The organism is Phytohabitans sp. LZ39, from assembly GCF_059359075.1.
In genome coordinates, this window is sequence record NZ_JCADBM010000012.1 from 52,866 (window position 1) to 78,013 (window position 25,148).

Here is a 25,148-nt window from a genome sequence, read left to right on the forward strand (position 1 = left end):
GTGCTCAACCTCGCCGCGCCCTTCCGGACAAGCGTTCCGCGCCGGCATACTCAGGCAGACATGGCCGTCGATGTCGCGGAGGGGAAGGGCGTGGAGGTCGCCCCCGAGAGGTGGCTGGAGGCGCGGCTCGCGCTCCGCCGTGCCGCCGACAGGTTTACCGAGTTGCTCTCGACAGTGCCCGATCCGAGCGTACGCGCGACAAAGAGCTGGACTGTGGCACAGACCGCGGCCCACATGGCGTCGCTCACCTGGGCCTGCACCACGATCGCCGATCCCGGCGCGCGGACGTCCCGCGACGACCGCCTGAACAACCAGTTCGACAAGACCAATGTGGACAACGTCCGCGACTTCAACGACCTGCTGTTGCGGCAGTACGTCGAGGAGCGCGACCTCGGCGTGCTGACCGAGCGGATCCAGCGGGACGTCGCCGCCGTGCTCGCCGTGACCGACGGGCGCGTCCCCACCGAGGCGGTCGACTGGCTGGGCGGATCCCGGCTGCCACTGGCCGGGCTCGTCGCCCACCTGAGCAACGAACTGCACATCCACGGCTGGGACATCGCCCGCGCCGCCCGCGCGCCGTGGAAGATCCCGCCGCGGGACGCGGCCCTGTTCTTCGAGCTGTTCCTCGTCGGCGTCGTGCGGTACGGCTACGGCGGCCTGATCGACAGCACGCCACGGGCCGCCCGCCGGCGCATCGCCGTCCAGTTCCGGTCGAAGTACACGTCACCCACGACGCTCGTGCTGGACGGGACCCGGGACGGCACGGGCAACCGCGGGCGGGTGACCGCCGAGCCACCGGCGCGCGACGACGACGTGCTGCTCTCCTTCCACCCGCCGTCGCTCAACCTGATGCTGTTCGGGCGGTTCAGCCGGGCCCGGGTCGCCCTGACCGGCCGGGTCTTCGTCTGGGGCCCGCGACCCTGGCTGCTGCCCGCGTTCCTCCGCACCGTCCACATGCCAAACAACTAGAGACCTTTCGGGGCCGGCGTGGCCGCTCGTCGTGGCGTTTCTTCGAGGCAGATTTGCCCGCGTCCGCGTCAGCGGGGGACCGTATGCTCCCGCGGGCACCGCTCCCGGCCGGCGGCTCGCAGCGCTCGCCGAAACCCCCGGCCGTCCACTGCCAGGTCCGCGAGACAAGCCCGGGGCGCCAGGAGGGCTTGTCCCGCGCCGCTCATACCGCCGCCACCCCCAAACTCCGAAAGATCTCTAGAGACTGACCGGGTGCCACGATTGGATTGGCTGTCGACCTGGGCGCACAGACGGGGCAGCTCGACAGCTCGGGTGAGCGTGACCGGCAGCGGACGGGTGAGGCGCGTAAAGCCAGGATCTTTCAGTGCCTCAGATGGCGGTGGAGGAAGTCGGAGACAAGGGTGGCGCAGCGGTCCGGCGAGTCGACGAACGGCCAGTGTCCACTGTGGTCGAGGACGTGCGCCTCGACGTCCGGGAAGGCCACGTCCTGCCGCCGCGCGTGGGTGACCGGCAGGTACGGGTCGTGCGCGCCCCACACGACAAGTGCCGGCCGGCGCAGCGGTCTGAGCGATGTGGACAGACGCCGCGAAAAGTCCTCGATGTCCCGGGCCGAACGGTACAGCCGCAGTACCGCCCGCCTCGTGTCGCGGTCGAAGTCGTCGTACATCCGGTCGAGGAACTCGCGGGGGAGCCCGGACGGGTTGCCGATGCCGAGGATGGCCCGGAACGCGGGCCTGGTGGTGCCGGCCATGAAGAGCTCACCGAGGCCCGGCGCCTGCCAGACGCGGGCGAGGCGGTGCCAGCGGTACCCGATCAGCGCGCCGGTGTCGACGAGCACGGCGCTGGCGAACCGCTCCGGGTGCGCCGCCGCCCACGCCAGCCCCCACGCGCCGCCGAAGTCGTGCATGACGAGGTGGGCGCGTTCGACGCCGAGCGCGTCGAGGGCGCCGGCCACGTAGTCGGTGTGGCCGTCGACCGTGTGCGGGAAGTCGCGTGGCTTGTCGGCCTGGCCGAAGCCCGGCGCGTCCCACGCGATCGCCCGCGCGAAGCGGCCGGTCCGGGCCAGCAGGCCGTCCCAGTCGGCGCCGGAGCCCGGGTTGCCGTGGAAGAAGACGACCGCCTCGCGGTCGCCGGCCGGGCCGGCCTCCCGCAGGGGCGTGCTGATCCCGCCCACCGTAAGGCGGCGGGTGGAGACCAGCGTGCGGCTCATCGCGACCGCCGGAGGACGCGCCACATGATCCCGGGGGCGAGGAGCTTGTACGGCGGGTCGACCAGGTTGACCACGCGGAGAAACGCGGCGCCCAGTGCCGGGTCGGCCATCGCCGCCGCGTGCAGCCGGTGGATGTACGCGTTGACGAACCGCACCTTCGGCGACCGGGTGCCGACGACTTCCGGAAACCGCAGGTCGGTGCCGACCGCGACCGACCACGGCGCGTCGATCAGGCGTGCGGCGGACCGGAAGAACCGCCGCGCCAGGTCGTGCCGGCCACGGTCGAGCAGGCGGCGCAGGAGCAGCGCCTCCAGCGCCGCGACCGTCATGCCCTGCCCGTAGATCGGGTTGAAGCTGCACAGGGCGTCCGCGATGACGAGGTAGCCGTCGGGGAAACGGCGCAGCCGCTCGTACCGGCGCCGCCGGCTCGCAGGGAAGCGCATGCGGACGGGATCGCTGGTCGGCACGGCCGTGCGCACCACCTCGGCGATCTGCGGCGCGGCGAGCGTGCCGGCGAAGCGCGCGATGCCCTCGTCATCCGCCGGCGGCTCGTCGCCGAGGATGCCGCTGAGGGCCACCGCGAACTGGTCGCCCTCCATCGCCGCGAGGATGCCGGCCCGGGGCGCACCCGGCACCGCGTTGGTGAGCGCGCCGTAGAGGCCCTCGTTGTGATGCGGCTCCCGCCGGTACATGCGGGTCAGATAGGTGATGCCGATGTGCACCTCCTCCTCGGCGGGCCGCGGGTAGCCGAGGTGTTCGAGCCAGTACGGGGTACGCGAGGCACGCCCGCTCGCGTCGACCACGAGGTCGGCGGCGATCGCCCGGTCGTCGCCGCCCGCGGGCCGCACCCGCACCCCGGTGACCCGCCGGCGGTCGGAGGTGGCCTCCAGGCCCAGCACGTCGACCGGCGCGCACAGCTCGACGCCGGGCAGCGCGCCCACCCGCTCGCGCACCCGGTGCTCCAGCAACGCCCGGCTCACGCCGACCGCGATCAGGTCGGACGGTGCGCGCCGCATCCGGAACCCGTCGTTGTACCAGTGCACCTCGTCGTGCAGGTCGACCAGCGGCGCACCGAGCGCACCGAGCTCGCCGGAGAGGCCGGGAAAGAGCTCGTCGAAGGCTTCCCGCCCGCGGGCCAGCAGGACGTGCAGCTGGCGGCCCTGCGGCACGCCGCGGCGGGCGACCGGATCGTCCGGCAGCCGGTCGCGGTCCACCACGAACACCTTGCTGTACGCCTCGCTGAGCACGCGGGCCGCGAGCAACCCGCCCATGCTCGCGCCGACGACGACGGCAGTGCCGGCAGCAGCCATGGACATGACTCTATGGGCGGTGGTCGCCTGGCGCCTCTCCCTCCGTGCTGAGTCGGGCCACCCACCGCAACCGGGAAGGTGACGACCGGATCGGCGGTCGCCGAACCTGGGTGGGTATTCCTGACGACCGCGAGGAGACGTGATGGGGCTGATCCGGCGCCGGCTGCCGAACGGGCAGGATGTCACACAGGTCGACGCCGGCGAGGCGGCGTTGCTCTACCGCGAGATCTTCGTCGAGGAGAGCTACCTGCGCCCCGGCGATGCCCGGCCGGCGCCGGCGGTCATCTTCGACATCGGCGCCAACATCGGGCTGGCCTCGCTCTTCTTCAAGGCCCGCTACCCGGACGCGTTCATCGTCGCGGCCGAGCCGGGTCCGGACACCTACCTCGCCTTGGAGGAAAACTTCACGCGGCACGTGCCCGGTGGCCTGACCCGCAACGTGGCGCTCGCCGCCACGGACGGGCGGGCCCGTTTCGGGTACTACCCGAAGGCACCGGCGGAGTCCGGCCTCTACGTCGTACCCGACGACGACGTGGCGCTCGCGACCAAGTTGCTTGTGGACGGTGGCGTGCCGGAGCGCGACGCCCGCTATCTGGCGACCTCCCGGCATCAGCTGTCCTACGTGGAGTGCGAGACGCTCACGTTCTCCCGGCTGCTGCGCGAGTCCGGCGCCGACCGCGCCGACCTCGTGAAGATCGACGTCGAGAAGGCGGAGGCCGACGTGCTCGCCGGCATCGCCGACGGCGACTGGGCGAAGATCCGCGAGATCGTCGTCGAGGTGCACGACATCGACGGCCGGCTGGGCGATGTCTCCGCCATGCTGCGCGCGCGCGGCTTCGAGGTCACCGACACCCAGGAACGCCGCCTCGCCGACACCGACATGCACATGCTCTTCGCCGCCCGCGCGGCCTGACCGGAGCTAGGGGTTGTTGCCATGGACCACGAACCCCCCGTCGCCCTTGACCTGAGCGGCGCCGACATCCACGGCGAGGCGGCCCGGATCCGGGCGCACGGGCCGGTCGCCCGGATCGTGCTACCCGGCGGCGTGCTCGCCTGGTCGGTGACCGGTTACGAGGCCGGCCGGCAGATCCTCGCCGACGAGCGCTTCTCCAAGGACCCGCGCCGGCACTGGACCGCCTACGCGCGCGGCGAGATCGGCCCGGAGTTCCCGCTGATCGCGTGGGCCCGGATGGAGAACCTGACCAGCTCGTACGGCGAGGAGCACGCCCGCCTGCGCCGGCTCATCCTCACCGCGTTCACGCCGCGCCGGGTGCAGACGCTGCGGCCGGCGATCGAGGCGCTGGTCGCCGATCTGCTCGACGACCTGGCCAAGCACGCGCCCACCGACGTCGTCGACCTCAAGGCGGAGTACGGCCATCCGCTGGCGGCAAACGTGATCGGCGAGTTGATCGGCGTCCCCGCGGCGGAGCGGGTCGGCGTGCTCGGCGGCGGTGGCGGCGCGTACGCCACGGCCAGCAAGAGGATCACGCCCGAGGAGGCGGCGGCCGCGTTCGCCCGGCTTCGTGACCAGATGCGCGAGCTGATCGCCCGCAAGCGGCGGGCGCCCGGCGACGACCTGACCAGCGACCTGATCGCCGCCCGCGACGGCGGCACCCGGCTGGACGAGGACGAGATCGTCAGCACGCTGCTGCTGCTTCTCAACACCGGGACCGAGCCGGCGATGCACCTGCTGGTCAACGCGACCCGCGCGTTGCTGACCGCACCCGACCAACTGGCCGCGGTCCGGACGGGGCAGGCAACCTGGTCCAGCGTTATCGAGGAGACGCTGCGGGTCGACGCGCCGGTCGCCCACCTCCCGTTCCGGTTCGCGACCGAAGACGTCGAGGTCGCGGGGGTACGCATCGGGAAGGGCGAGCCGATCCTGATGAACTTCGCCGGCATGGGGCGCGACCCGGCGGTGCACGGTGCCGGCGCGGACCGGTTCGACGTGGGGCGGACCGACAAGCGACACCTGTCGTTCGGCCACGGGATCTACCGCTGCCTGGGCTCCGCGCTCGCCTGGCTGGAGGTGGAGATCGGGCTGGCCGCCCTGTTCCGCCGCTTTCCCACGCTCCGCCTGGCGGTGCCCGCCGGCGACCTGGCACCGCAGGGCATGTTCGCGATGAACGGGCCGGCGCGGCTTCCCGTTCACCTGGGGGAGGAGGACCCGCGATGGCGAGGGTGACCGCCGACATCTCGGTGTCGCTCGACGGCTTCGTCACCGGGCCGGACGACAGCCCGGCGGTGCCGCTCGGCCACGACGGGGAGCGGCTGCACCGGTGGATCTACAACCTGTCCACGTGGCGGGCCCGGGTGGGTCTCGACGGCGGTGAGGCGAGCCGCGACGCGGAGATCCTCGAGGAGGGCTTCGCGACGGTGGGCGCGCACGTGATCGGCCGCCGGATGTACGACCACGGGGAGAAGCCGTGGGGCGACGAGCCGCCGTTCCACCTGCCGGTCTTCGTCGTCACCCACGAGTCGCGTCCGGTGCTGCGCCGGTCGGGCGGCACGCGCTTCGAGTTCGTGACCGGCGGCGTGGCGGCCGCGGTGTCCCAGGCGCTGATCGCCGCCGGCGGCCGGGACGTGTCGGTGCTGGGCGGTGCGAGCGTGCTCCGGCAGTGCCTGCGCGCGGGCCTGCTCGACGAGGTCACGCTGCACGTGGTGCCGGTGTTGATGGGCGACGGCCAACGCCTCTTCGACCGCGTCTCCGGCGGCCCGCGGGAGTTGCCGGTGACCCGCGTGGAGCACTCTGACGAGGTCGTACACCTGAAGCTGGACCCGAAGGCGGTCAGCCCTCCTCGCTGAGCCGGGCGGCGCGCCCCTCCAGGTAGCGGCGCTCAGGGAGGCTGGTGGTGCGCTGGGCCGCGCGCAGGTAGCAGGCGCGCGCCCCGGCCCGGTCGCCGGCCATCTCCAGCAGGTGTGCCCGCACGGCGTCGAGCCGGTGGTTGGCGATGCGGTCGTCGAGCCCGTCGAGCATGAGCAGGCCCACCTCGGGGCCCTTGGCCATCGCGGCCGCCACCGCACGGTTGAGCGTGACCATCGGGTTGGGGTCGAGCTTTTCCAGCAGCTCGTAGAGGGCGACGATCTGCGGCCAGTCGGTGTCACCCGCGGTGGGCGCCTCGGCGTGCAGCGCCGCGATCGCCGCCTGGATCTGGTAGGACTCGACCGGCCCGTCCCGCAGGCTCCGGGTGACGAGATCGATGCCCTCCCGGATCGACTCCGCGTGCCAGAGGCGGCGGTCCTGCTCGGCGATCGGCACCAGCGTGCCGTCGGGCCGGGAGCGCGCGTCGCGCCGGGCGTCGGTCAGCAGCATGAGCGCGAGCAGGCCGGCGACCTCACCGTCGTCGGGGAGCAGGCGGTGCACCTCGCGGGTCAGCCGGATCGCCTCGCGGGTCAGCTCGCTGCGCTGTAGGTCGGGACCGGACGTGGCGGTGTAGCCCTCGTTGAAGATCAGGTACAGCACGTGCAGCACCACCCGGAGCCGCTCCCGGCGCTCGTCCGGCGGAGGCATGTCAAACCGCGTGCCGGTCGCCCGGATCCGCTGCTTGGCCCGGCTGATCCGCTGCACCATGGTCGACTCCGGCACCATGAACGCGGCCGCGATCTGCGCCGTGGTCAGGCCCCCGACGGCGCGCAGGGTGAGCGCGACCTGCGACGGCGGCGACAGCGCCGGATGGCAGCACATGAAGAGCAGCATCAAGGTGTCGTCGGGCTGGTAGGGCAGGTCGTCGGCGGGTGCCGCCACCGCCTCGTCGGCCCGTGCCATCACCGCGACGGTCACCTCGCGGGTGCGCCGGGCCTGGTCGCTGCGCCACTGGTCGGCCAGGCGTCGGCTGGCGACGGTGCGTAGCCAGCCCCGCGGGTTTTCCGGCAGCCCCTGCTCAGGCCACCGGATCGCGGCGTCGACCACGGCCTCCTGGACGGCGTCTTCGCACGCCTCGAACTGGCCGTACCGGCGGTAGAGCGCGCCGAGAACCTGCGGCGCCAGCTGGCGCAGCAGGTCTTCGACCTGAGCGTGGAGGTTGGCTTCCACTACGGAGAGCCTAATCCGGATGGGTGCGGACGAAAACTTGGGGGCTTCGTGCCTGGCGATGTCGAAAACCGCCCGGCGGCTACGACTACGGAGCGATAGGGTACGCGGCCTTCGGGTCGTACCGCCAAACCCAGGAGGGACTTCCAATGCAGGACGAGATCGTGTCGTCGGCCGACGTGACCGCGCGGCTACGTGCGGGCGTGACCGGCGAGGTGATCACGCCGGCCGACGAGGGCTACGACAAGGCCCGCACCATTTTCCAGGGCGGCATCGACCGGCGGCCCGCGGTGATCGTCAGGGCGGCGAACGCCGCCGACGTCGCGCACGTGGTATCCGTCGCCGCCGACTCGGGCCTGCCGCTGGCGGTCCGCAGCGGCGGCCACAGCCTCTACGGCGTCTGGGACGACGCGATCGTCCTCGATCTCTCGAAGATGACCGCGCTGGAAATCGACGTGGAGGGCCGCACGGCGTGGGCCGAGCCCGGTCTGGAGGCCGGCGACTACACCAACGCCGCCGGCGAGCACGGCCTTGTCACCGGCTTCGGTGACACCGCGTCCGTCGGTCTCGGCGGCCTGACCATCGGCGGCGGCATCGGCTACCTGGTCCGCAAGTACGGGCTGACCATCGACAACCTGCTCGCCGCCGAGGTCGTGACGGCCGACGGCCAGCAGCGCACCGTCGACGCCGACAACCACCCCGACCTCTTCTGGGGCATCCGTGGCGGCGGTGGAAACTTCGGCGTGGTCACGCGGTTCCAGTACAAGCTGCACTCCGAGCCGACGGTGCTGGGCGGCCTGCTGATCATGCCGGCCACGCCCGAGCTGATCACCGAGTACATGCGCATCTCGCTCGAGGCGCCCGACGAGCTGTCGAGCATCATCAACGTCATGCCCGCGCCGCCGATGCCGGGCGTCCCCGAAGAGGCGGTCGGCCAGCTGGTGGTCTTCGCCATCATCGTGTACGCGGGCGACCCGGAAGAGGGCGAGCGCGTCCTCGCACCGATCCGCGAGCTGGGCGTGCTGGTCGACATGGTCCAGCCGATGCCGTACGGCGGGATCTACCAGCCCGAGGATCCCGACTACCACCCGCTGACGTTCAGCCGCACCAATTTCGTCGACCACTTCGACATCGAGATCGCCGGCAAGATCCTCGACACCCTGCGCACGTCGTCGGCCTCGATGCCGGTCGCCCAGCTCCGCGCGCTCGGCGGCGCGATGGCCCGGGTGCCGGCCGACGCCACCGCGTTCGCCCACCGCGACCGCAAGATCATGTTCACCGCGGCGGTCGTGTTCGAAAAGCCCGACGAGGCCGACGAGCACCGCGCCTGGGTCGACGAGTTCGCCAAGGTGCTCCACGAGCCCGACGGCGGCACGTACGTCAACTTCCTCTACGACGACGGCCCCGAGCGCATCCACGAGGCCTACCCGGACGCCACCTACGCGCGCCTGGTGGAGCTCAAGCGCAAGTACGACCCCAACAACCTCTTCCGCCTCAACAACGGCACGATCTCGCCGAGCTGACCACCCGCGCAAGGCGGTCGTCGACAGCGCATCCTCGGAGATGACCGCCGTTTGCGCAGGTGCCAGAGTCGTAGGCGATTCGCGGGTGGCAGGCGCTCCGGCGCTCCCCGGTCCGGTCGGGGAGCGCCGGAGATCCCGCGCAGTCACGGCATCCCGCCAACCCCGCTGCCGACCTACGACCGAGGGACCTCCATGACGCAAAACGCGGAGAAAGCCAGCCTTGGGGTGGCCCGGTCACCCGTGATCGAGGCGACCGAAGCATCCACAGTGGCCCCACCGCCACGCCCCTCGCCGCCATCGATCTGGCGCCAGCCCTACCTGTGGCTCGTCGTCCTGGCCGGTGTCGTCGTCTTCAACTTCCTGTACGCCTTCCCCCGCTACTTCAGCACCGACTCGACCAACAGCCGCAGCATCCTCGACCAGGACGTCCAGATCCACTTTGGACTCCTCGTCGCCCACGTGGTCACCGGCAACATCGCGATGATCACCGTGCTGTTGCAGCTGTGGGGCTGGCTGCGCCGCAACCACCCGCGCGTCCACCGGTTCAGCGGCCGCGTCTACATCTTCGCGGGCGCCCTACCATCGGCCGCGCTCGGCGTTTTCGTGCTGATCCCGCTCCGTGCCGACCACCAGGGCAGCATCGGCATCGTGACGATGGGCGTCGCCTGGATCGCCACCACCATCACCGGGCTGGTCATGGCCCGCAAGGGCCGCTACGCCGAGCACCAGCGGTGGATGGCCTACAGCTTCGCGCTGGCGCTGGGCACCACCTGGGGCCGCATCCTGGTCGGCCTGTTCACGATCTGGCCCACGATGCCGCTCGCCGTCAGCGTGATCGTCGAGCTCGCCAACTGGCTCGGCTGGGTCGTCAATCTCCTGGTCGCCCACTGGTACATCGAGCGCCGCGCCAAGCGCCGCCACACCCCCAAGGGCGACGAGATCGTCACGTATCCCTCGCCCGCGGTGGCCCGCTAGGCCGTCTCGCGGCTCCCCTCAAGCGGTGGTGGCCGCTTGGGGGGAGCTTGCATGTTTGCCCACGTCCGCGTCTGGTCGCCGCCGCTGCTCCCGCGGCCTCACCCGTCCGCCGTTGGTCGCGATCACCCCTGCACGCAACCGGCCGGCAGGAAAAGGGGGCGTGGTGACGGGCTCGCGCCGGGCGGTGGTCGACGTTTGTCCACAATGCCCGTTCCCGGATCAGCGATCCGAGAAAGCAACGGGGTTGTCGTCGCCGCGGGTAACCGCCACGACGGTGCGAGCGGCGCGAGATTCCAGATCTAGGAGAGCTAGGGCGCTATTTCAACCCTAAGTCTCCTAGATCTGGAAGTCTCGCCCTTGGCTGGTGACGCTGCGTCAGGATGGCGGAGGTAGGGGCCGCGAAGACCGCCTTCGGGGCTTGTCTCGCGGACCTGGCAGTGGACGGCCGGGGGGTTCGGCGAGCGCTGCGAGCCGCCGGCCGGGAACGGTGCCCGCGGGAGCATACGGTCCGCCACTGACCCGGACGCGGGCAAATCTGCCTTGAAACAACGCACGACGAACGGCGACCCTGACCCCGAAAGGTCTCTGACCCCACCCGTCCGCCGCTGGTCACGGTCACCAGGTTCGTCCACAATGCCTGGTCCCGGATCGGCGATCCGGGAAAGCAACAGGTGTTTCGTCGCGGCGGGTAACCGCTGCGGCGGTGTGAGCGAATCTGGCTCTTTGGGTGGCTACGCTGCGTCAGGATGGCGGGAGGTAGGGCTCGCGAAGACCGCCTTCGGGGCTTGTTTCGCGGAGCTGGCGGTGGACGGTCGGGGGTTTCGGCGAGCGCTGCGAGCCGCCGGCCGGGAGCGGTGCCCGCGGGAAAGCACCCCAAGAAAACGCTCCGCCGCGCTCCACGTTTCCCCGGGGACCCCGCGCATACGGTCCGCCGCTGACGCGGACACGGGCAAATATGCCTCGAAGCGACGCGTGGAGCCCGACGACAGATGCGCGGTGACAGCGGAAACCATGTTTCCGCTGTCACCGCGTCCGATGCCGGCTTCCGCGGAGCCGGGGGTTCTAGAGTCGTCCGAAGTGGACTTGGGTGTAGAGGCGGGGGAGGGCGGTCGTCAGGAGCACCGCGAAGCCGGAGTGGCTGTGGCAGGTGGAGAGGTCGCGCCAGACGCGTTCGAGGCGCTCGTTGGCGGCCACCGAGCTCGTGCCGGCCGTGGGCTGGATGACCGCCTCGACGCCGCGCCACGCCAGCTCCGCCGCCTCGCGGCAGATCATCGCTATGCGCAGGTCCTCCTCCAGGGTGAAGGCGGCCGGGTCGCGGGTGGTCAGGTCGTGCCACTGGCGGATCGCGCTGCGGGTGATGGCCTCGGCCGCGGAGATCAAGGCCGCCGCTTGGCCGTACCAGCGCTGGTAGTCGGTGTCGTCCACGCGGAGGGTGATCGGCGGCGCCGAGGTCTTGCGGCTGGTGATGACGTCGCCGTAGGCCTCGAGCGCGCCCTGCGCGATGCCCACCCCGAGCGTCGCGCCCTCCAGGCACATCGAGCTCATCGGGGCGCCGCCGTACTGCGGATGGGCGTGCAGCGCGCGGCCTGGCGTGCCGGAGGTTACCGAGATCTCGCCCATGTGGGTGTGTTCGAGTCCGAAGTGGTCGGGGATCTCGGCCTTGTCGAAGCGGACGCTGTGCGAACCGCTGCCCTTGAGCCCCAGCTGCTGGCCCCAGTCGTCGAGGCGGGTCCACGTGCCGCGCGGGGCCACGAAGAGCAGCGGGTGTGGTGGTGCGCCGTCCTCGCCGGTGACCATCGCGTGGCCGATGAAGTGTGTCGCGTAAGGGATGCCGGAGCAGTATCGCCAGGTGCCGTCGATGATCCAACCGCCGTCGGGGGAGCGGGTCGCCGTGCCGCCGGGAGCGATCACGGCGGGGGCGATGAAGTCGCCGTCGCGGAACAGTTCGTCCTGTGCCTTCTCCTCGAAGAGCATCGCGGAGACCAGCGAGTGGGCCGCGCCCAGGCAGAACATCCAGGCGGTCGACGGGCAGCCGCGGGCGAGGATCATCACGACGCTCAGGAACGTCTCGAAGTCGAACTCGTACCCGCCATACCGCCGCGGAACCGTGATGCGGTAGAAGCCGGCGGCGCGAAACATCTCGTGTACGTCCTCGGCGTAGAACGTCTCGCGTTCCACTTCGGACGCTCGCGCGAGCAGCCGGGGCACCATCGCCTCGGCGCGGGCGATCAGGTCGGCCGGGCGCAGGTCCGGCTCGGGGACCGGAGGAAACCCCGGGTCGCTCATGCGTCTCTCCTCATCAGCGCGGCTTGCCGGCGGTGATGACGGCATAGCCGACAGTTCCCGCGCCGGCGTCGAAGTAGTAACCGAGGGCGTTCTTCAGCTCGTCGACCGCGCCGTCGCCGAACATTTCCGTCAGCTTGGCCCGCTGGGCTTCCGCCTCGGCCACGTACTTCGGTCCCTTGCCGAACACCCGGGGACCGCATTCCAGGTACTCGTGGAACTCGAAGCCGGCGGCGGTCAGCGCGTCGACCCACTCGGCGGGGGAGAAGAGGAACCGCGCGTTGAACGTGGCGGCGAACGACGCCGCGTCCTCCGGGGTCATCTTCCAGCGGGTGGTCTCGGTCAGCGACAGCCGCCCGCCGGGCCGCAGCACGCGGAGCAGCCCGCGCAGCACGGTGTCGAGGTCGTCGGCGTAGAGCAGGGTCTCCATGGCGACGACCGCGTCGAACGACCCGTCGGGGACGTCGAGCTTGTTCCAGTCGCCGTGCCGGAACGTGACCACTTCGGTGAGGCCCGCGTCGGCCGCGCGCTTGGTGGCCTCGGCGACCTGCACCGTGCTGATGTTGATGCCGGTCACCGTGACGCCGTAGTCGCGGGCCAGCTCCAGCGCGGGCGTGCCGAGACCGCAGCCGATGTCGAGCACCCGCTGGCCCGGCCGCAGGCCGAGCGAGTCGCCGACCCGGCGGGTGATCCGCTGCGACGCCTCCCGCATCGACGCCTCGTCGGCCTCGTCGTACCAGTAAGCGAGGTGGACCTGACCGTCGTTGAACGCGTTCGACATGGGCGTCGACTCGTCGTACATCGCCGCGATGTCGACCGGCGCGGCCGTGGTGTTCTCCATCTCTCCCCTTCTGTTGTCAGGCGGCCGGTCTCCGGACCGGGCGCTCAGGCGGCCGGTCTCACGACCGGCGTTCGGCGGTGATGAAGACGAAGGTGCCCGGGTAGGACTCGTCGGTGATCTCCAAGCCGGCGTCGTCGAGCCAGCGCTTGATCTCGTCGACCTCGAAGAGCACGAAGCCGTCGGGGCGGGCCGGGAAATGGTGGGACCGCTGGAAGTAGCGGTAGACCGGCGAGTCGTCCCAGCGGAACGTCATCAGCGTGAGCACCCCGCCGGCGCGCAGGCACCGGCCGATCTCGGCGAGGGCCTTGCCGGCGTCGGGCACGGCCTGGAGCGCGTTCCAGAAGTTGACCGCGTCGAGGCTGGCGTCGGGGAACGGCAGGTCGAGCGCGTCGCCGCGGACCGCCGGCACCTCGGTCAGCCGGCTGCGCAGGTCGTAGAGCATCGCCTCGTTGAGGTCGAGGGCGAGCACGCGCTCGGTGCCGACGGCCTCGCAGACCACGGACGTCCAGCGCCCGGCGGCCGCGGCCAGGTCGAGCACGGTGCCGCCGCGGTGCCGCAGGTGGGCGGCGATGTACTCGTCCTCGTCGGTCGGCTTGACCTCGCCGGACCAGTTGCGGCCCATGATGCGCAGGAAGTTGGGGCGCATGCCCTGCTCGTAGTGGAAGCCGATGCCACTCAGCACGGCCGCGTTCTGGAGCACGTCGTCCGCGGCGTCGTCCGCGGCGTCGCTCTTTCCGGCGCCCGCCCGGATCCGCCGGGACAAGTCGAGGACGCCGTGCGTGATGCCGTACGCCGCGGCGCAGTCCCGGCACGTCGCGCGCCGCGTCTCGAACGCGAGCGGCCCGCGGCACACCGGGCACTTGAGGGTGCTCGCGTGGCGGGCGAACGCGGCCGGATCGAGGTCACGCGGGTCGGTCTCGACCGTGGAGTTGTGCGGGCTGGGATCGGCGACCGCCACCGGCCGGCCGTTGTCCTGCGCCCACAGCGCCTTGGCGCCCATCGTCGCCAGCACCGAGCGGGTGTCGCCGTCCCAGGTCTTGCGGACCTGCGCGGGGGCCAGCGTGCTGATCCACCGGCGGTCGAAGTCGCGCTCCGCCTCGCTGATGTCCCACTCCGCCGGCGAGGGCCAGGCCCGTCCGATGTCCGGGTCGGCCTCGTCGAGGGTGTCGAGGGCTCGTTCCAGCCGGGTGCGGTCGGGCGCGCCGAGCGCGAGGTGGCGGGTGGCGTCGAGGATCCGGGCCCGGTCGGCCGGGAAGTGCGCGACAAGGTAGAGCAGGGCGAGGGTGAGCGGCGCGTCCGGCTCGGTGGCGGCGCGTAGCAGCGTGAGGTAGCGGTCGAGCCCGGCGGCGACCGCCGTGCCCAGCGGGCCGCCGGTCTCGGGGTGCTCGGACTCGGCGAGCAGGCCGAGCAGCACCAGCAGGTATCCGCGCCGGTCGCCGCCGGCGTCGTCGACGGCACGGATCACCGCCGGCACGGCCGCGGCGGCGCCGGGCCGGGCCGCGCCGTCCGCCCAGAGCGCGTCGACGAGGTCGTGGAAGGCGGCACGCAGCTGTGCCGTCGGGGCGCTCGCGTAGGCACTGAGTAGCTCGGTTTCGGTCATCGTCCCAGTCCCGTCTCGACCGTGTGCGGGGGGCAGCGCCGGCGCACACGTGCGACGGCGGCCTGCCCGACAGGCTTCCACCGGGCGACCGGACCAGGCACCTCTGACGTTGCGCTACCGCGACCGGACGGGTTCCACATAGGAACGCAAGCCACCGGAATCCAGCAATCTCGAAGATGAAGCCGGTGATGATCGCCTGAAAGATACTGCCTGCCACCCACCGTCCCGTGAGGGGAGCGTGTGATGACAGCAACCGAGGCGACGCACTCCGACGCCGATATTGGTACACGACAAAAGAAGCGGTACGCGCGGTACGACGGCCTTCGCGGTATCTGCGCGATTTTTGTGGTCATCTACCACATTGGGTACCAGTCCGGAATCAGCGAGCTTCCCGGACACGACGGCGTGCCGATCTTCGGCAGCCTCGTGCCCGCGTTCCGGATCTTCCTCCCACCCTTCTTCCTGCTCTCCGGCCTGCTGCTCTACCGGCCGTTCGCGCGGGCCATCATCGCGGGCACGCCGCGGCCAGCGGCCGGGCCGTTCGTCGTCGGCCGCGCGCTGCGCCTGCTGCCGGCCTTCTTCGTGCTGACGCTCGTCGTCTTGTTCACCCTCAACCGGTCCGCTGTGGACGGTGCGTGGGAGGTCATCAAGCCGTTCGTGCTGCTGCACTACTGGGCCACGCCAGACATGGCGCAGTGGTGGCCGGGCATGGAGCACACCTGGACCGTCCCGGTCGAGATGTCCTACTACGTCGCCCTGCCGATCCTGGCCTGGCTGATCCACCGCAACGCCCGCAAGGCGACCGATCCGGCCACCCGCGCCCGGCGCATCATCGTGCCGTTCTCCGTCATGGTGCTCGTGGGCGTCGCGTGGACGTTCTTCTGCTACCTGCCGTCGCAGGCCGCGCACAGCTACTACTGGGTCTTCTGGCCCCTCGGCTACGCCGGCTTCTTCGCCGCCGGCATGGTGCTCGCGACCATCTCCGCGTACCGCGACGTGACCGGCGTGGTGCCGGCCTTCCACCGCGCGGTCGCCCGGCACCCGCTGGCGTGGTGGCTCGGTGCGCTCGCCGCGCTGCTGCTGTACATCCCCAAGCCGTTCGCGCCGCAGGTCGTCGTCGGCACCTGGCCCGCGCTGACCCAACACATGATCGAGTACGTCCTGTTCTTCGCGTTCGGGGTCTTCGCGGTCGTGCCGCTGACCGTGCCCGAGGTGCGGTCGCGGTTCATGGACGTGGTGCTGACCAACCCGCCGATCCGGTACATCGGGCGCCTGTCCTACGGCGTCTATCTCTGGAACGTGCCGGTCATGTACTACTACTTCCAGTACGGCACCATCTTCGGCAGCGAGCCGCTGGGCCTCAACGACGTCCGCTCCACGCTGCCGTTCGGTGAGTTCTGGGCCTTCGTCCTCTATGTCTTCGCCGGCACCGCCCTCTTCACCGTGGCCAGCTGGTACCTGGTCGAGCGGCCCGCGCTGCGCCTGCGCCGCCTGTTCGGCGCGCCGAAGTCGGCGCTCGAGCTCGACTACGCCAAGGAGCCGGCGGGCCGGCCGGAGCCGGTCAGTCCCGCACCGGTCCACAACGAGCCGCACCGGAGCGCGGGCCGATGAAGCGACTGAAATCGGGCCTCGCCGTGGCGTTCGCCCTCGCCCTGCTCGGCCCCGCGTCCGGGTCACCCGCGTCCGCGGCACCCGCACCCGCCGGGCCCGCACCGGTGGCCGTCCGAGCCGGGACCGTAACGCTTGTCACCGGCGACAAGGTGGCGCTCGACCGCGACCGCGTCGTGGCCATCACGCCGGCCGCCGGCCGCGCGGGCATGCCGTTCCGCCAGTACCGCACGGGCGGCGAGCTGTACGTCGTGCCGGCCGACAAGACCGGGGCGGTCGCGTCGGGCCGGGTCGACCGGCGCCTCTTCGCCGTCTCCGCGCTGTCCCGCGCGGGCGTCACCGACGCGCGTACGGCCCGGCTGCCCGCCGCACCCGCCGCCCGGCAGCAGGCGGTGGCGGACGGCTTCTCGGTCACGCTGAGCTTCCTCGACCGGCGGGGCAACCCGACGCCCAACTATTTCGTCAGCCTGTTCGACGTCGCCACCGGCCAGGAGTACAGCGGGTACGACGAGTCCGGCACCGCCACGGTCACGGTGCCCGCCGGGCATTACTACCTGGAGGCCGGGGTCAGCGGCGACAGCGTCACCGACGTGGTGCCGTTCGACTTCTTCGCCGAGCCTGACGTCGCGGTGAGCGGCGACCTGGCACTCACGTTCGACAGCCGGGAGGCCAAGCCCCTCACGTTCGGGCTCGACCGGGCGGGTGCGACCGGCACGCTCGGCGTGACGCCCAGCCGCACGACCGGTGCGGGCGCCAGAGGGTCCACTGTGCACGGACCGCAGCAGGAGATCCGGGTACGCCCGTCGCGCACCACGGCCGAGGGCCAGTTCACGTTCAGCGTGGCCGCACACCTCGGCCGGCCGGACGGTAACGGCGGCTTCCTCGGTTCGCCGTACCAGTACCATCTACTGTGGAGTGCCGCCGGCGCGGTGCCGGCCGACCTGCACCGCGTCTTCCGCGACCGCGAGCTGGCCAAGGTGCGCAACGTCATCGCGGCGCAGGTGCCCGGCGCGATCGACCGCAAGCTCTACTCGGCCTACGTGCAGCCGCCGGCGACCGTCGTCGAGCTGACCTCGCCCGGTGCCGCCTTCTTCGAAGACGTGTACGAGCTGGACGCCGACAACAACCTCAACTGGCAGATCGCCGACCTGCCCCGGGCCGCCGGTGCCGCCGGCAGCGTCCGCACCGAGAAGTGGAACCTCGGACCGTTCGGGCCGGCGTTCGCCACCAGCCCGCAGCTGCCGGTGGTGTGGTGCGGCCGCTTCGGCGACCAGATGAACTTCGAGATCCCGCATTTCTCCGACCAAAACCCCGACCACTTCGGCTTCTCCCGGACGATCGCCGAGGAGATGCGGATGTTCCGCAACGGGCAGCCGCTCATTTCCCAGGACTCCGAGTTTGGCATCTTCACGGTGCCGCCGGCGACCGCCACCTATCGACTGGAAACCCGGTCCACCCGGAGCACCTCGCCATTTTCCACCGAGGTGCGCGGCGCCTGGACGTTCCGTTCCGGCCATGTGGCGGGCGGCCCGGCCAATGAGGTCGCATTGCCGATGGCGGCGCTGCGGTTCGCGCCCGCGCTCGACGAGCTCAACAGGGCGCCGGCCGGAAAGCGTTTCAAAATACCGCTCTACCTTCAGCCACAGCAGGGCGCCGTCATGGGCGAATGGGGCGGCGTGACGGTCGACGCCTCGTACGACGACGGCGTGACCTGGCACGCGGCTCCCGTGGTGAAGACCGCGACCGGCTTCACCGCTACCGTCAGCCATCCAGCGGCCACCGGATTCGTGTCGTTGCGCGCCAGTGCGACCGACACGTTGGGTAACAAGACCGAGCTGACGATTATCCACGCCTATCTATTGCGGTAGGAGTGCGAAAGTCGGCCCCGCATTCTCGAAGATGGCACGGCTTTCAGGGGCTGTGACGATGAGATGTGGTCCCGGGAATCAATTCTGACTGTCGATTTCCCGGGACCACTCGATTCGGCTGGACCCGAGAGGGGCGAGTGGCTGCATGACTTCTGTCGAAATCGATCGTGAGGAACCGATCGCGATCGTCGGGATGGGACTGCGCTTTCCCGGCGGCATCACCTCACCGCAGCAATTCTGGGACTTCATGGTCGACGGGCGCGACGCACTCCGCGAGGCGCCGTGGGAACGGTGGGACGGCTACGCGGCGATCAGCCCGGCACACGCCGCCGCCATCCGCCGCGCCATCAAGTACGGCAGCTACCTGGACGACGTGGCGGGCTTCGACGCGGAGTTCTTCGGCGTCTCACCGCGCGAGGCCGAGCTGATCGACCCCCAGCAGCGCATCACGCTCGAGGTCGCGTGGGAGGCGCTGGAGCACGCCGGCATCCGGCCCGACTCGCTCGCCGGCGGCGACACCGGCGTGTTCATGGGCGTCTGCACCGACGACTACGGCCGCCGGCTGCTGGAAGACCTGCCGCGCCTGGAGGCGTGGATGGGCATCGGCTCCTCGATGTGCGGGGTGGCCAACCGGGTGTCCTATGTGCTCGATCTGCGCGGCCCCAGCGTCGCCGTCGACACCGCCTGCTCCGCCTCGCTGGTGGCGGTACACCAGGCGTGCCAGGCGCTCCGGCTCGGCGAGACCGGCCTGGCCCTGGCCGGCGGCGTGATGCTCGTCGCCAGCCCGGCGTACCTGCTGGTGCTGGAAGCCGCCGGCGCGCTCGCTCCCGACGGGCGGTCCAAGGCGTTCGACGCGTCCGCCGACGGATACGGCCGCGGCGAGGGGTGCGGCGTGCTCGTCCTCAAGCGACTCTCCGACGCCCGCCGCGACGGCGATCACGTGCACGGGCTGATCCGGGGCAGCGCGGTCTGCCAGGACGGCCGCACCAACGGCATCATGGCGCCGAGCCAGGAGGCGCAGGAGGAGCTGGTCCGCCGGGCGTGCCGGGCAGCCGGCGTGGCACCGTCCACGCTGGACTACGTCGAGGCGCACGGCACCGGCACCGAGCTCGGCGACGGCATCGAGATCAACGCGCTTTCCGCGGTGCTCGGCACCGGCCGCCCGGCGGACGCGCCGCTCCTGGTCGGTGCGGTCAAGACCAACATCGGCCACCTGGAGGCCGCGTCCGGCGTCGCCGGGCTCGTCAAGCTGATGCTGTCCATGCGGCACGGCCAGATCCCGAAGACGCTCACCGCGACCGAGCCCAACACCGACATCGAGTGGGACCGGACCGGCCTGTCGGTGGTACGCGAGATGACGCCGTGGCCCGACCGCGACGGGCCGCGCCGCGCCGGCACCGGCAACTACGGCTACGGCGGCACGATCGCCCACGTCATCGTCGAGGAGCCCCCGGCCCGGCCGGCCGCGACACCGGGCACGGTGGGCACCGAGCGCGTGTACCCGCTGTCCAGCGCGACCCTCGACGGCGTCGCCGCCAACGCCGGCGCGCTCGCCGACTGGGTCGACCGGTCAGGCGCCGGCCTGGCCGACGTCGGCCACACCCTCGCCCACCGCCGGCAGCCGCTCAACGCCCGGGCGGCGGTCGTCGCCGCCGACCGCGACGAGCTCGTCGACGGCCTGCGCAAGCTCGCCGCCGGCACCGCCACCGCGGGCGTCGCGACCGGTGCGGTCGTCCGCGGTGCCCCCGCCGCCGCCGCGGTCTGGGTGTTCTCCGGGCACGGCGCGCAGTGGGTCGGCATGGGGCGCGAGCTCCTCGACAGCGAGCCGGCGATGGCCGCGACCATGGACGAACTGGGCCCGGTGTTCCGCGCCGAGCTTGGCTTCGACCCGCGGCAGGCGCTGCTCGAAGACGACTTCACCCAGGTCGACCGGGTACAGGCGATGACGTTCGCGGTGCAGGTCGCGCTTGCCCGGATCTGGCGGGGGTACGGGCTGCGGCCGGCGGCGATCGTCGGCCACTCGATCGGTGAGATCGCGGCCGCCGTCGCGGCGGGCATGCTCGACGTGCCGGCGGCGGCGATGCTCGTCTGCCGCCGGTCCTTGCTGCTGCGCCGGGTCGCCGGGCGCGGTGGGATGGCGATGGTCAACCTGCCGTTCGACGACGCGGTCGCCCGGCTCGCGGACGTGCCCGAGGTCGCCGCGGCGGTCGCGGCGGCGCCCACCTCCACGGTGATCAGTGGACCGGTCGCGCTGGTGTCCGAGATCGCCGATCGGTGGCGCGCCGAGGGCCTCGTCGTCCGCCGGGTCAACTCCGACGTCGCGTTCCACAGCCCGCAGATGGACGAGCTCGTCGACGACCTGCGGGCCGGCCTCGCCGACCTGGCCTGCCAGCCGGCCACCGTACCGGTCTACAACACCGCGCTGACCGACGCGCGCTCGACGGCACCCCGCGACGCCGGCTACTGGGTCACCAACCTGCGCAACCCGGTGCGCTTCCAGCACGCGATCCGTGCCGCCGCCGAAGACGGCCACCGGGTCTTCCTGGAGGTGTCGGCGCACCCGATCGTGCAGCACTCGATCGTCGACACGCTCGCCGCCGTCGGCGCGGAGAACGGCGTGGTCGCGCACACGCTGCGCCGGGAGCGGCCGCAACGGCGGACGCTGCTGGAAAACCTCGGCGCGCTGCACTGCGCCGGCGTGCCGGTCGACTGGGCGACGCTGCAACCCGACGGCGGCCTGGCCGACCTGCCGACAAGAGTGTGGCAGCACCGTCCATATTGGATCAACACGGCGCGGCCGGCGTCGGCGAACCTCGAGCACGACGCGGAAAGCCACACGCTGCTGGGCGCGCGCACCGCCGTGCAGGGCACCACTCCGGTCACGATGTGGCGCACCTTCCTCGACGACACCAACCGCCCCTACCCCGGCGGGCACGCCGTGATGGGCACGGAGGTGATCCCGGCGGCGGCGACGCTCAACACGCTGTTCCAGGCGGCCGAGAGCGCGCCGCTGCGCGAGGTCACACTGCGCGTGCCGATCGGCGTGCTGGTGCCGCACGAGATCCAGGTCGTCCGCCAGGAAGGCACGGTCCGGCTCAGCTCGCGGCTCACCACCCAGCAGGACGACCAGTCCTGGCTGACCCACGCCCACGCCGAGATCGCCGACCCGGCACCGGCCACGCCACGGGTCGACCTCGAGGCGTTGCGCGCCGAGCATCCCGAGGAGCTCGACCCCTCGTGTGTCTGGGACCGGCTGGCCGCGATCGGCGTGGTCGGGATCGGCTGGCCATGGGAGGTCGAGGCGGTGCGGCGGCACGCGTCCGGCATGCTCGCCACGGTCGTCGCCGACCCCGAGGGCGGCCGCTCGGCGGAGACCTGGGCGTCGCTCACCGACGCCGCGCTGTCGGTCGCGCCGGTCATCTTTCCCGGCGATCCGCTGCTGCGGATGCCCGGCTGGCTCACCGAGGCGGCGCTGCTCCTGCCCCCGCCGCCGCGGGCGCTGGTCGCGGTACGCCTCGTCAGCAGCACCGGCGACGACGTCGAGGTCGACGTCGACGTGCTGACCCTCGACGGCGAGCTGGCCGCCCGGTTCACCGGTGTCCGCTTCGGCGCGGTGCGCAAGGAGGTCCTCGTCGACCTGGGCCCGGAGGAGGAGCAGCCCGCGGACGAGCAGGAGTGGACCGGGCTATCCGGCCCGGAGCTGCGCGAGCACGTGCTGGCAACGGTCCGCGAGGTGGCCGCCGCCGAGGTACGGATCGCGCCCGGCGACCTCGACGTGCACCGGCCGCTGGCCGAGCTGGGCGCCGACTCGCTGATGACGGTGGCGATCCAGCTGCGGCTGGAGCGGCGGTTCCGCACTCCGGTGCCGTCGACGCTGCTCTGGAACAGGCCGACCGTCGCGGCGGTCGCCGAGTATCTGGCCGACGAGCTGACCGCCGACACCAAGTAGACAGGGGAGCGACCACCGTGCCTGAGCCCAGCCCGCACGCCCGGATGATGGCGATCCTGCACGCGCCGCTGGTCACCCAGATGGTGGTCGCCGTCGCCGAGCTCGGCATCGCCGACCTGCTCGCCGACGGGCCCCAGCCGGTCGAGGCGTTGGCCGCCAAGGCCGACGCCCGGCCGGACGCCCTGCACCGCATCCTCCGGGCGCTGGCCGGCGCCGGCGTGGTCGCCCAGCCGGCGCCCGGCGTCTACGGTCCGACCCCGGTGCTCGACACCCTCCGCACCGACACGCCGGGCTCGCTGCACGCGTGGGCCCGGCTGTGGGGCCTGCCGGAACGGCAGGCGGCGATCACCGAGCTGGTGCGCTCCGTGCGCGACGAACGGCCGCCGTTCGAGCAGATCCACGGCCGCGGCTGGTGGGCACACCTGGACGAGCGGCCGGAGCAGGCGGCCGTCTTCCGCGACGCGATGGGCGACCTTTCGCGCGAGCTGCACGCGCGGGCGCTCGCCGCTTACGACTTCTCCGGCGTACACCGGATCTGCGACGTCGGCGGCGGCACCGGCGACCTGGTGGCCGCACTGCTGCGGTCCTACCCGGGGCTGACGGCCGTGGTCTTCGATCAGCCGGCGGTCGTGGAGCACGCCGCCGCGGTCTTGGAGCGCGCCGGTGTCGCCGACCGCGCCACCGTCGCCGGCGGCGACTTCTTCGAGGCCGTGCCGGCCGGCGCCGACGCGTACCTGCTGTCGATGATCCTCCACGACTGGACCGACGAGCAGGCGGTCACCGTGCTCGCCAACGTGCGCCGGGTGATCCTCCACAGTGGACGGTTGTTCGTCGTCGACGCCGTCATCCCCGAAGACGACCGCCCGCACGACGGCAAGCTGCGCGACATCATCATGCTCGCCCTGCACCCCGGCCGCGAACGCACCGAACGCGAGTTCGCCGCGGTGTTCGAACGCGCCGGCTTCCGCCTCGCCGGGACGCACGCGGTCTCCGGCTCCACCGGCCTGCTAGTCGCCGTCCCCGTGTAGGACCCAGGAGGAGCGATGACCATAGAGCACGAACGGCACGTCACGCGCCAGCGCTGGAACACCGTGCCCTACCCGCGCGCCACCGCCGAGCGCTACCGCGCCGAGGGCCTGTGGCGGCCGCGCACGATCCCGGCGGAGCTGCGTGAGGTGGCGCGCACCCACCCCGGCCGCACCGCCGTGGTCACGCCCAGCGCCCGTCTCACGTACGCCGAGCTCGACCAGCGGTCCGACGCGATCGCGGCCGGCCTGTGCGAGGCGGGTCTGCGGCCGGGCGAGACGGTGATCCTCCAGATCACCAACAGCGCGCTCGCGGTCGCCACCTGGTACGGCCTGCTCAAGGCCGGCCTGATCCCGGTCTGCACACTCGCGATCCACCGCCGTCACGAGATCGAGGAGATCGCCCGGCAAACCCGCGCCTCCGCCCACCTCGTGCAGGCCGACCTGCGCGGCTTCGACCTCGTCGCGTTCGCCGGCGAGATCCGCCGCCTGGTGCCGACCATCCGGCTGCTCGCGACGATCGGGGCCAAGGAGGCCACCGCGGAAGCGGTGCGGATCGAAGACCTGGCCGACCGCCCGCTCACACCGGCCGACACGGGACAGCTGGCGGCGATCGACGCGGCGGCCGACCTCGACGCGCCGGCCGTGTTCCAGCTTTCCGGCGGTACCACCGGTGTGCCCAAGGTGATACCGCGACTGCACCCGGAGTACTGGTACAACGCCGTCGCCACCGCCCGCTGGTGGCGCCTCACCGCCGACGACCGGCTCGGGTTCGGCCTGCCCCTGGTGCACAACGCCGGCCTCACCAACGCCATGCACGCCGCCCATGCGGTGGGCGCCGCGCTGCTGCTCGCCACGCCGGTCGCCGACGACCTGCTGGCGCTGATGGACGACGAGCGGGCCACCTGGTTCATGAGCCCGCCGGGCCTGATGAACGACTACCTCCGGCACACGCGCTTCGACGGCGCGTTCGCCAGCGTCCGTACCTGCGTGCTGACCGCGGCCAAGGTGTCGCGCGACCTGTTCGACGCGATCGAGGCGCGCGGCGTGCGGGTCACCCAGGCGTTCGGGATGACCGAGGGCCTGTTTCTCTTCACCCCACCCGACGCCTCGCGCGAGCTCCGCGCCACCACCGTCGGCGTGCCGATCAGCCCCCTGGACGAAGTCTGCGTGCTGGAGCCGGGCACGCTGCGGCCGACCCCGCCCGGCGAGGTGGGCGAGCTGTGCGCCCGCGGCCCCTACACCGTGCCCGGCTATCTCGACTCGGCCCAGGGCAACCTGCGGGCTTTCACGCCCGACGGCTTCTACCGCAGCGGCGACCTCGTGCGCGGCCACCAGCTGGACGGACTGACCGCGTACTCCATCGAGGGCCGGGTCAAGGACCTCATCAACCGCGGCGGCGAGAAGGTCAACGCCGAGGAGGTGGAGCGCATCCTGCTCGACCACCCGGCGATCACCGACGCCGCGCTGGTCGCCATGCCCGACGAGCGGCTCGGCGAGCGCGCCTGCGCCTACCTGGTGTGCACGCCCGGCATGCCCGCGCCGGCGCTGGAAGACCTCCGCGACTACCTGGAGTCGTTCGGGCTGGCCCGCTACAAGTGGCCAGAACGCATCGAGATCGTGGACGCGCTGCCCCGTACGGCGATCGGCAAGATCTACAAGCAGTCGCTACGCGAAGACATCGCCCGCCGCCTCGGCGTCGCCCCCGCCTGACCCACGACCCCGGCCCTCGTCGCCGATCGCCCCCGCCGGGCCGCCGCCGCATCACCGGAGAGTAGATCCAGAGCCAGGTTTCCCGGGTTCGCGTCAGCCGCGGGCCGCTGCTCCCGCCGGAGACCGCTGCGGCCGGCGGCTCGCCAGGGCTCGCCGAGACCCCCGGCCTCCGCTGCCAGGCCCGCGCCGCAAGCCCCACGCCCGTCCGTTTGTGGCCCTTGGTTTGCGTGAAGGATCCGGGCCG

General features: G+C 71.9%; 17 protein-coding genes. 11 read left to right on the forward strand and 6 right to left on the reverse strand.

All coding sequences use genetic code 11. The features are described 5' to 3' along the window. The first annotated feature begins 60 nt into the window (after positions 1 to 60). Complete coding sequence (locus AC5L36_RS23010; RefSeq protein WP_441219370.1) at positions 61 to 969, forward strand: hypothetical protein; 909 nt, start codon at positions 61 to 63, stop codon at positions 967 to 969. Between the two features lie 361 nt (positions 970 to 1,330). Here AC5L36_RS23010 and AC5L36_RS23015 read toward each other — a convergent pair whose 3' ends face one another. Next, positions 1,331 to 2,179 (reverse strand): alpha/beta fold hydrolase, encoded by an 849-nt coding sequence (locus AC5L36_RS23015; protein ID WP_441219372.1) that lies wholly within the window; start codon positions 2,177 to 2,179, stop codon positions 1,331 to 1,333. After that, positions 2,176 to 3,489, reverse strand: a complete 1,314-nt coding sequence (locus tag AC5L36_RS23020) for an FAD-dependent oxidoreductase (protein ID WP_441219374.1) — start codon at positions 3,487 to 3,489, stop codon at positions 2,176 to 2,178. Before AC5L36_RS23020 ends, AC5L36_RS23015 begins: the two co-directional genes overlap by 4 nt. A gap of 142 nt (positions 3,490 to 3,631) precedes the next feature. On the opposite strand from AC5L36_RS23020, the gene AC5L36_RS23025 reads away from it, so the two are divergent. Genes AC5L36_RS23025 through AC5L36_RS23035 form a run of 3 tightly spaced genes read left to right on the forward strand, consistent with a single transcriptional unit; the run spans position 3,632 to position 6,294 of the window. Next, on the forward strand, positions 3,632 to 4,402 hold the full coding sequence (locus tag AC5L36_RS23025; protein WP_441219376.1) for an FkbM family methyltransferase: 771 nt from the start codon (positions 3,632 to 3,634) through the stop codon (positions 4,400 to 4,402). Between the two features lie 21 nt (positions 4,403 to 4,423). Next, positions 4,424 to 5,674, forward strand: a complete 1,251-nt coding sequence (locus AC5L36_RS23030; RefSeq protein ID WP_441219378.1) for a cytochrome P450 family protein — start codon at positions 4,424 to 4,426, stop codon at positions 5,672 to 5,674. Beyond that, positions 5,662 to 6,294, forward strand: coding sequence for a dihydrofolate reductase family protein (locus tag AC5L36_RS23035; protein ID WP_441219380.1), 633 nt, complete (start codon positions 5,662 to 5,664; stop codon positions 6,292 to 6,294). The genes AC5L36_RS23030 and AC5L36_RS23035 overlap by 13 nt, the downstream gene beginning before the upstream one ends. Here the strand turns inward: AC5L36_RS23035 and AC5L36_RS23040 are convergent. Continuing rightward, entirely contained in the window at positions 6,278 to 7,522 is a 1,245-nt protein-coding gene (locus AC5L36_RS23040) for an RNA polymerase sigma factor (RefSeq protein ID WP_441219382.1), read from the reverse strand. The two genes, AC5L36_RS23035 and AC5L36_RS23040, sit on opposite strands and share 17 nt — an antisense overlap. A gap of 146 nt (positions 7,523 to 7,668) precedes the next feature. On the opposite strand from AC5L36_RS23040, the gene AC5L36_RS23045 reads away from it, so the two are divergent. Together AC5L36_RS23045 and AC5L36_RS23050 are read left to right on the forward strand one after the other, a co-directional pair. After that, positions 7,669 to 9,042: an FAD-binding oxidoreductase gene (locus AC5L36_RS23045; RefSeq protein ID WP_441219384.1), complete on the forward strand. Its 1,374-nt coding sequence runs from the start codon at positions 7,669 to 7,671 to the stop codon at positions 9,040 to 9,042. Positions 9,043 to 9,234: 192 nt separating this feature from the next. Continuing rightward, the gene (locus tag AC5L36_RS23050) at positions 9,235 to 10,017 is read left to right on the forward strand and encodes a DUF2306 domain-containing protein (RefSeq protein WP_441219385.1); all 783 of its coding nucleotides are present in this window, start codon (positions 9,235 to 9,237) and stop codon (positions 10,015 to 10,017) included. Positions 10,018 to 11,079: 1,062 nt separating this feature from the next. On the opposite strand, the gene AC5L36_RS23055 is transcribed toward AC5L36_RS23050, so the two are convergent. Genes AC5L36_RS23055 through AC5L36_RS23065 form a run of 3 tightly spaced genes read right to left on the reverse strand, consistent with a single transcriptional unit; the run spans position 11,080 to position 14,741 of the window. Continuing rightward, entirely contained in the window at positions 11,080 to 12,303 is a 1,224-nt protein-coding gene (locus AC5L36_RS23055) for an acyl-CoA dehydrogenase family protein (RefSeq protein ID WP_441219387.1), read from the reverse strand. Positions 12,304 to 12,316: 13 nt separating this feature from the next. Next, positions 12,317 to 13,141 (reverse strand): methyltransferase domain-containing protein, encoded by an 825-nt coding sequence (locus AC5L36_RS23060; protein WP_441219389.1) that lies wholly within the window; start codon positions 13,139 to 13,141, stop codon positions 12,317 to 12,319. A gap of 58 nt (positions 13,142 to 13,199) precedes the next feature. Then, the gene (locus AC5L36_RS23065) at positions 13,200 to 14,741 is read right to left on the reverse strand and encodes a methyltransferase domain-containing protein (protein WP_441219391.1); all 1,542 of its coding nucleotides are present in this window, start codon (positions 14,739 to 14,741) and stop codon (positions 13,200 to 13,202) included. 243 nt (positions 14,742 to 14,984) lie between these two features. Between AC5L36_RS23065 and AC5L36_RS23070 the strand changes: the two genes are divergently transcribed. From AC5L36_RS23070 to AC5L36_RS23090, 5 genes are all read left to right on the forward strand, one after another. Beyond that, on the forward strand, positions 14,985 to 16,352 hold the full coding sequence (locus AC5L36_RS23070; protein ID WP_441219393.1) for an acyltransferase family protein: 1,368 nt from the start codon (positions 14,985 to 14,987) through the stop codon (positions 16,350 to 16,352). Beyond that, entirely contained in the window at positions 16,349 to 18,217 is a 1,869-nt protein-coding gene (locus AC5L36_RS23075; RefSeq protein ID WP_441219394.1) for a hypothetical protein, read from the forward strand. Before AC5L36_RS23070 ends, AC5L36_RS23075 begins: the two co-directional genes overlap by 4 nt. A 145-nt stretch (positions 18,218 to 18,362) precedes the next feature. Continuing rightward, positions 18,363 to 22,166, forward strand: coding sequence for a type I polyketide synthase (locus AC5L36_RS23080; RefSeq protein ID WP_441219396.1), 3,804 nt, complete (start codon positions 18,363 to 18,365; stop codon positions 22,164 to 22,166). A 17-nt stretch (positions 22,167 to 22,183) separates the two neighbouring features. Next, positions 22,184 to 23,194, forward strand: a complete 1,011-nt coding sequence (locus AC5L36_RS23085; RefSeq protein ID WP_441219397.1) for a methyltransferase — start codon at positions 22,184 to 22,186, stop codon at positions 23,192 to 23,194. Positions 23,195 to 23,209: 15 nt separating this feature from the next. Further along, complete coding sequence (locus AC5L36_RS23090; protein ID WP_441219399.1) at positions 23,210 to 24,904, forward strand: AMP-binding protein; 1,695 nt, start codon at positions 23,210 to 23,212, stop codon at positions 24,902 to 24,904. Positions 24,905 to 25,148 lie beyond the last annotated feature (244 nt).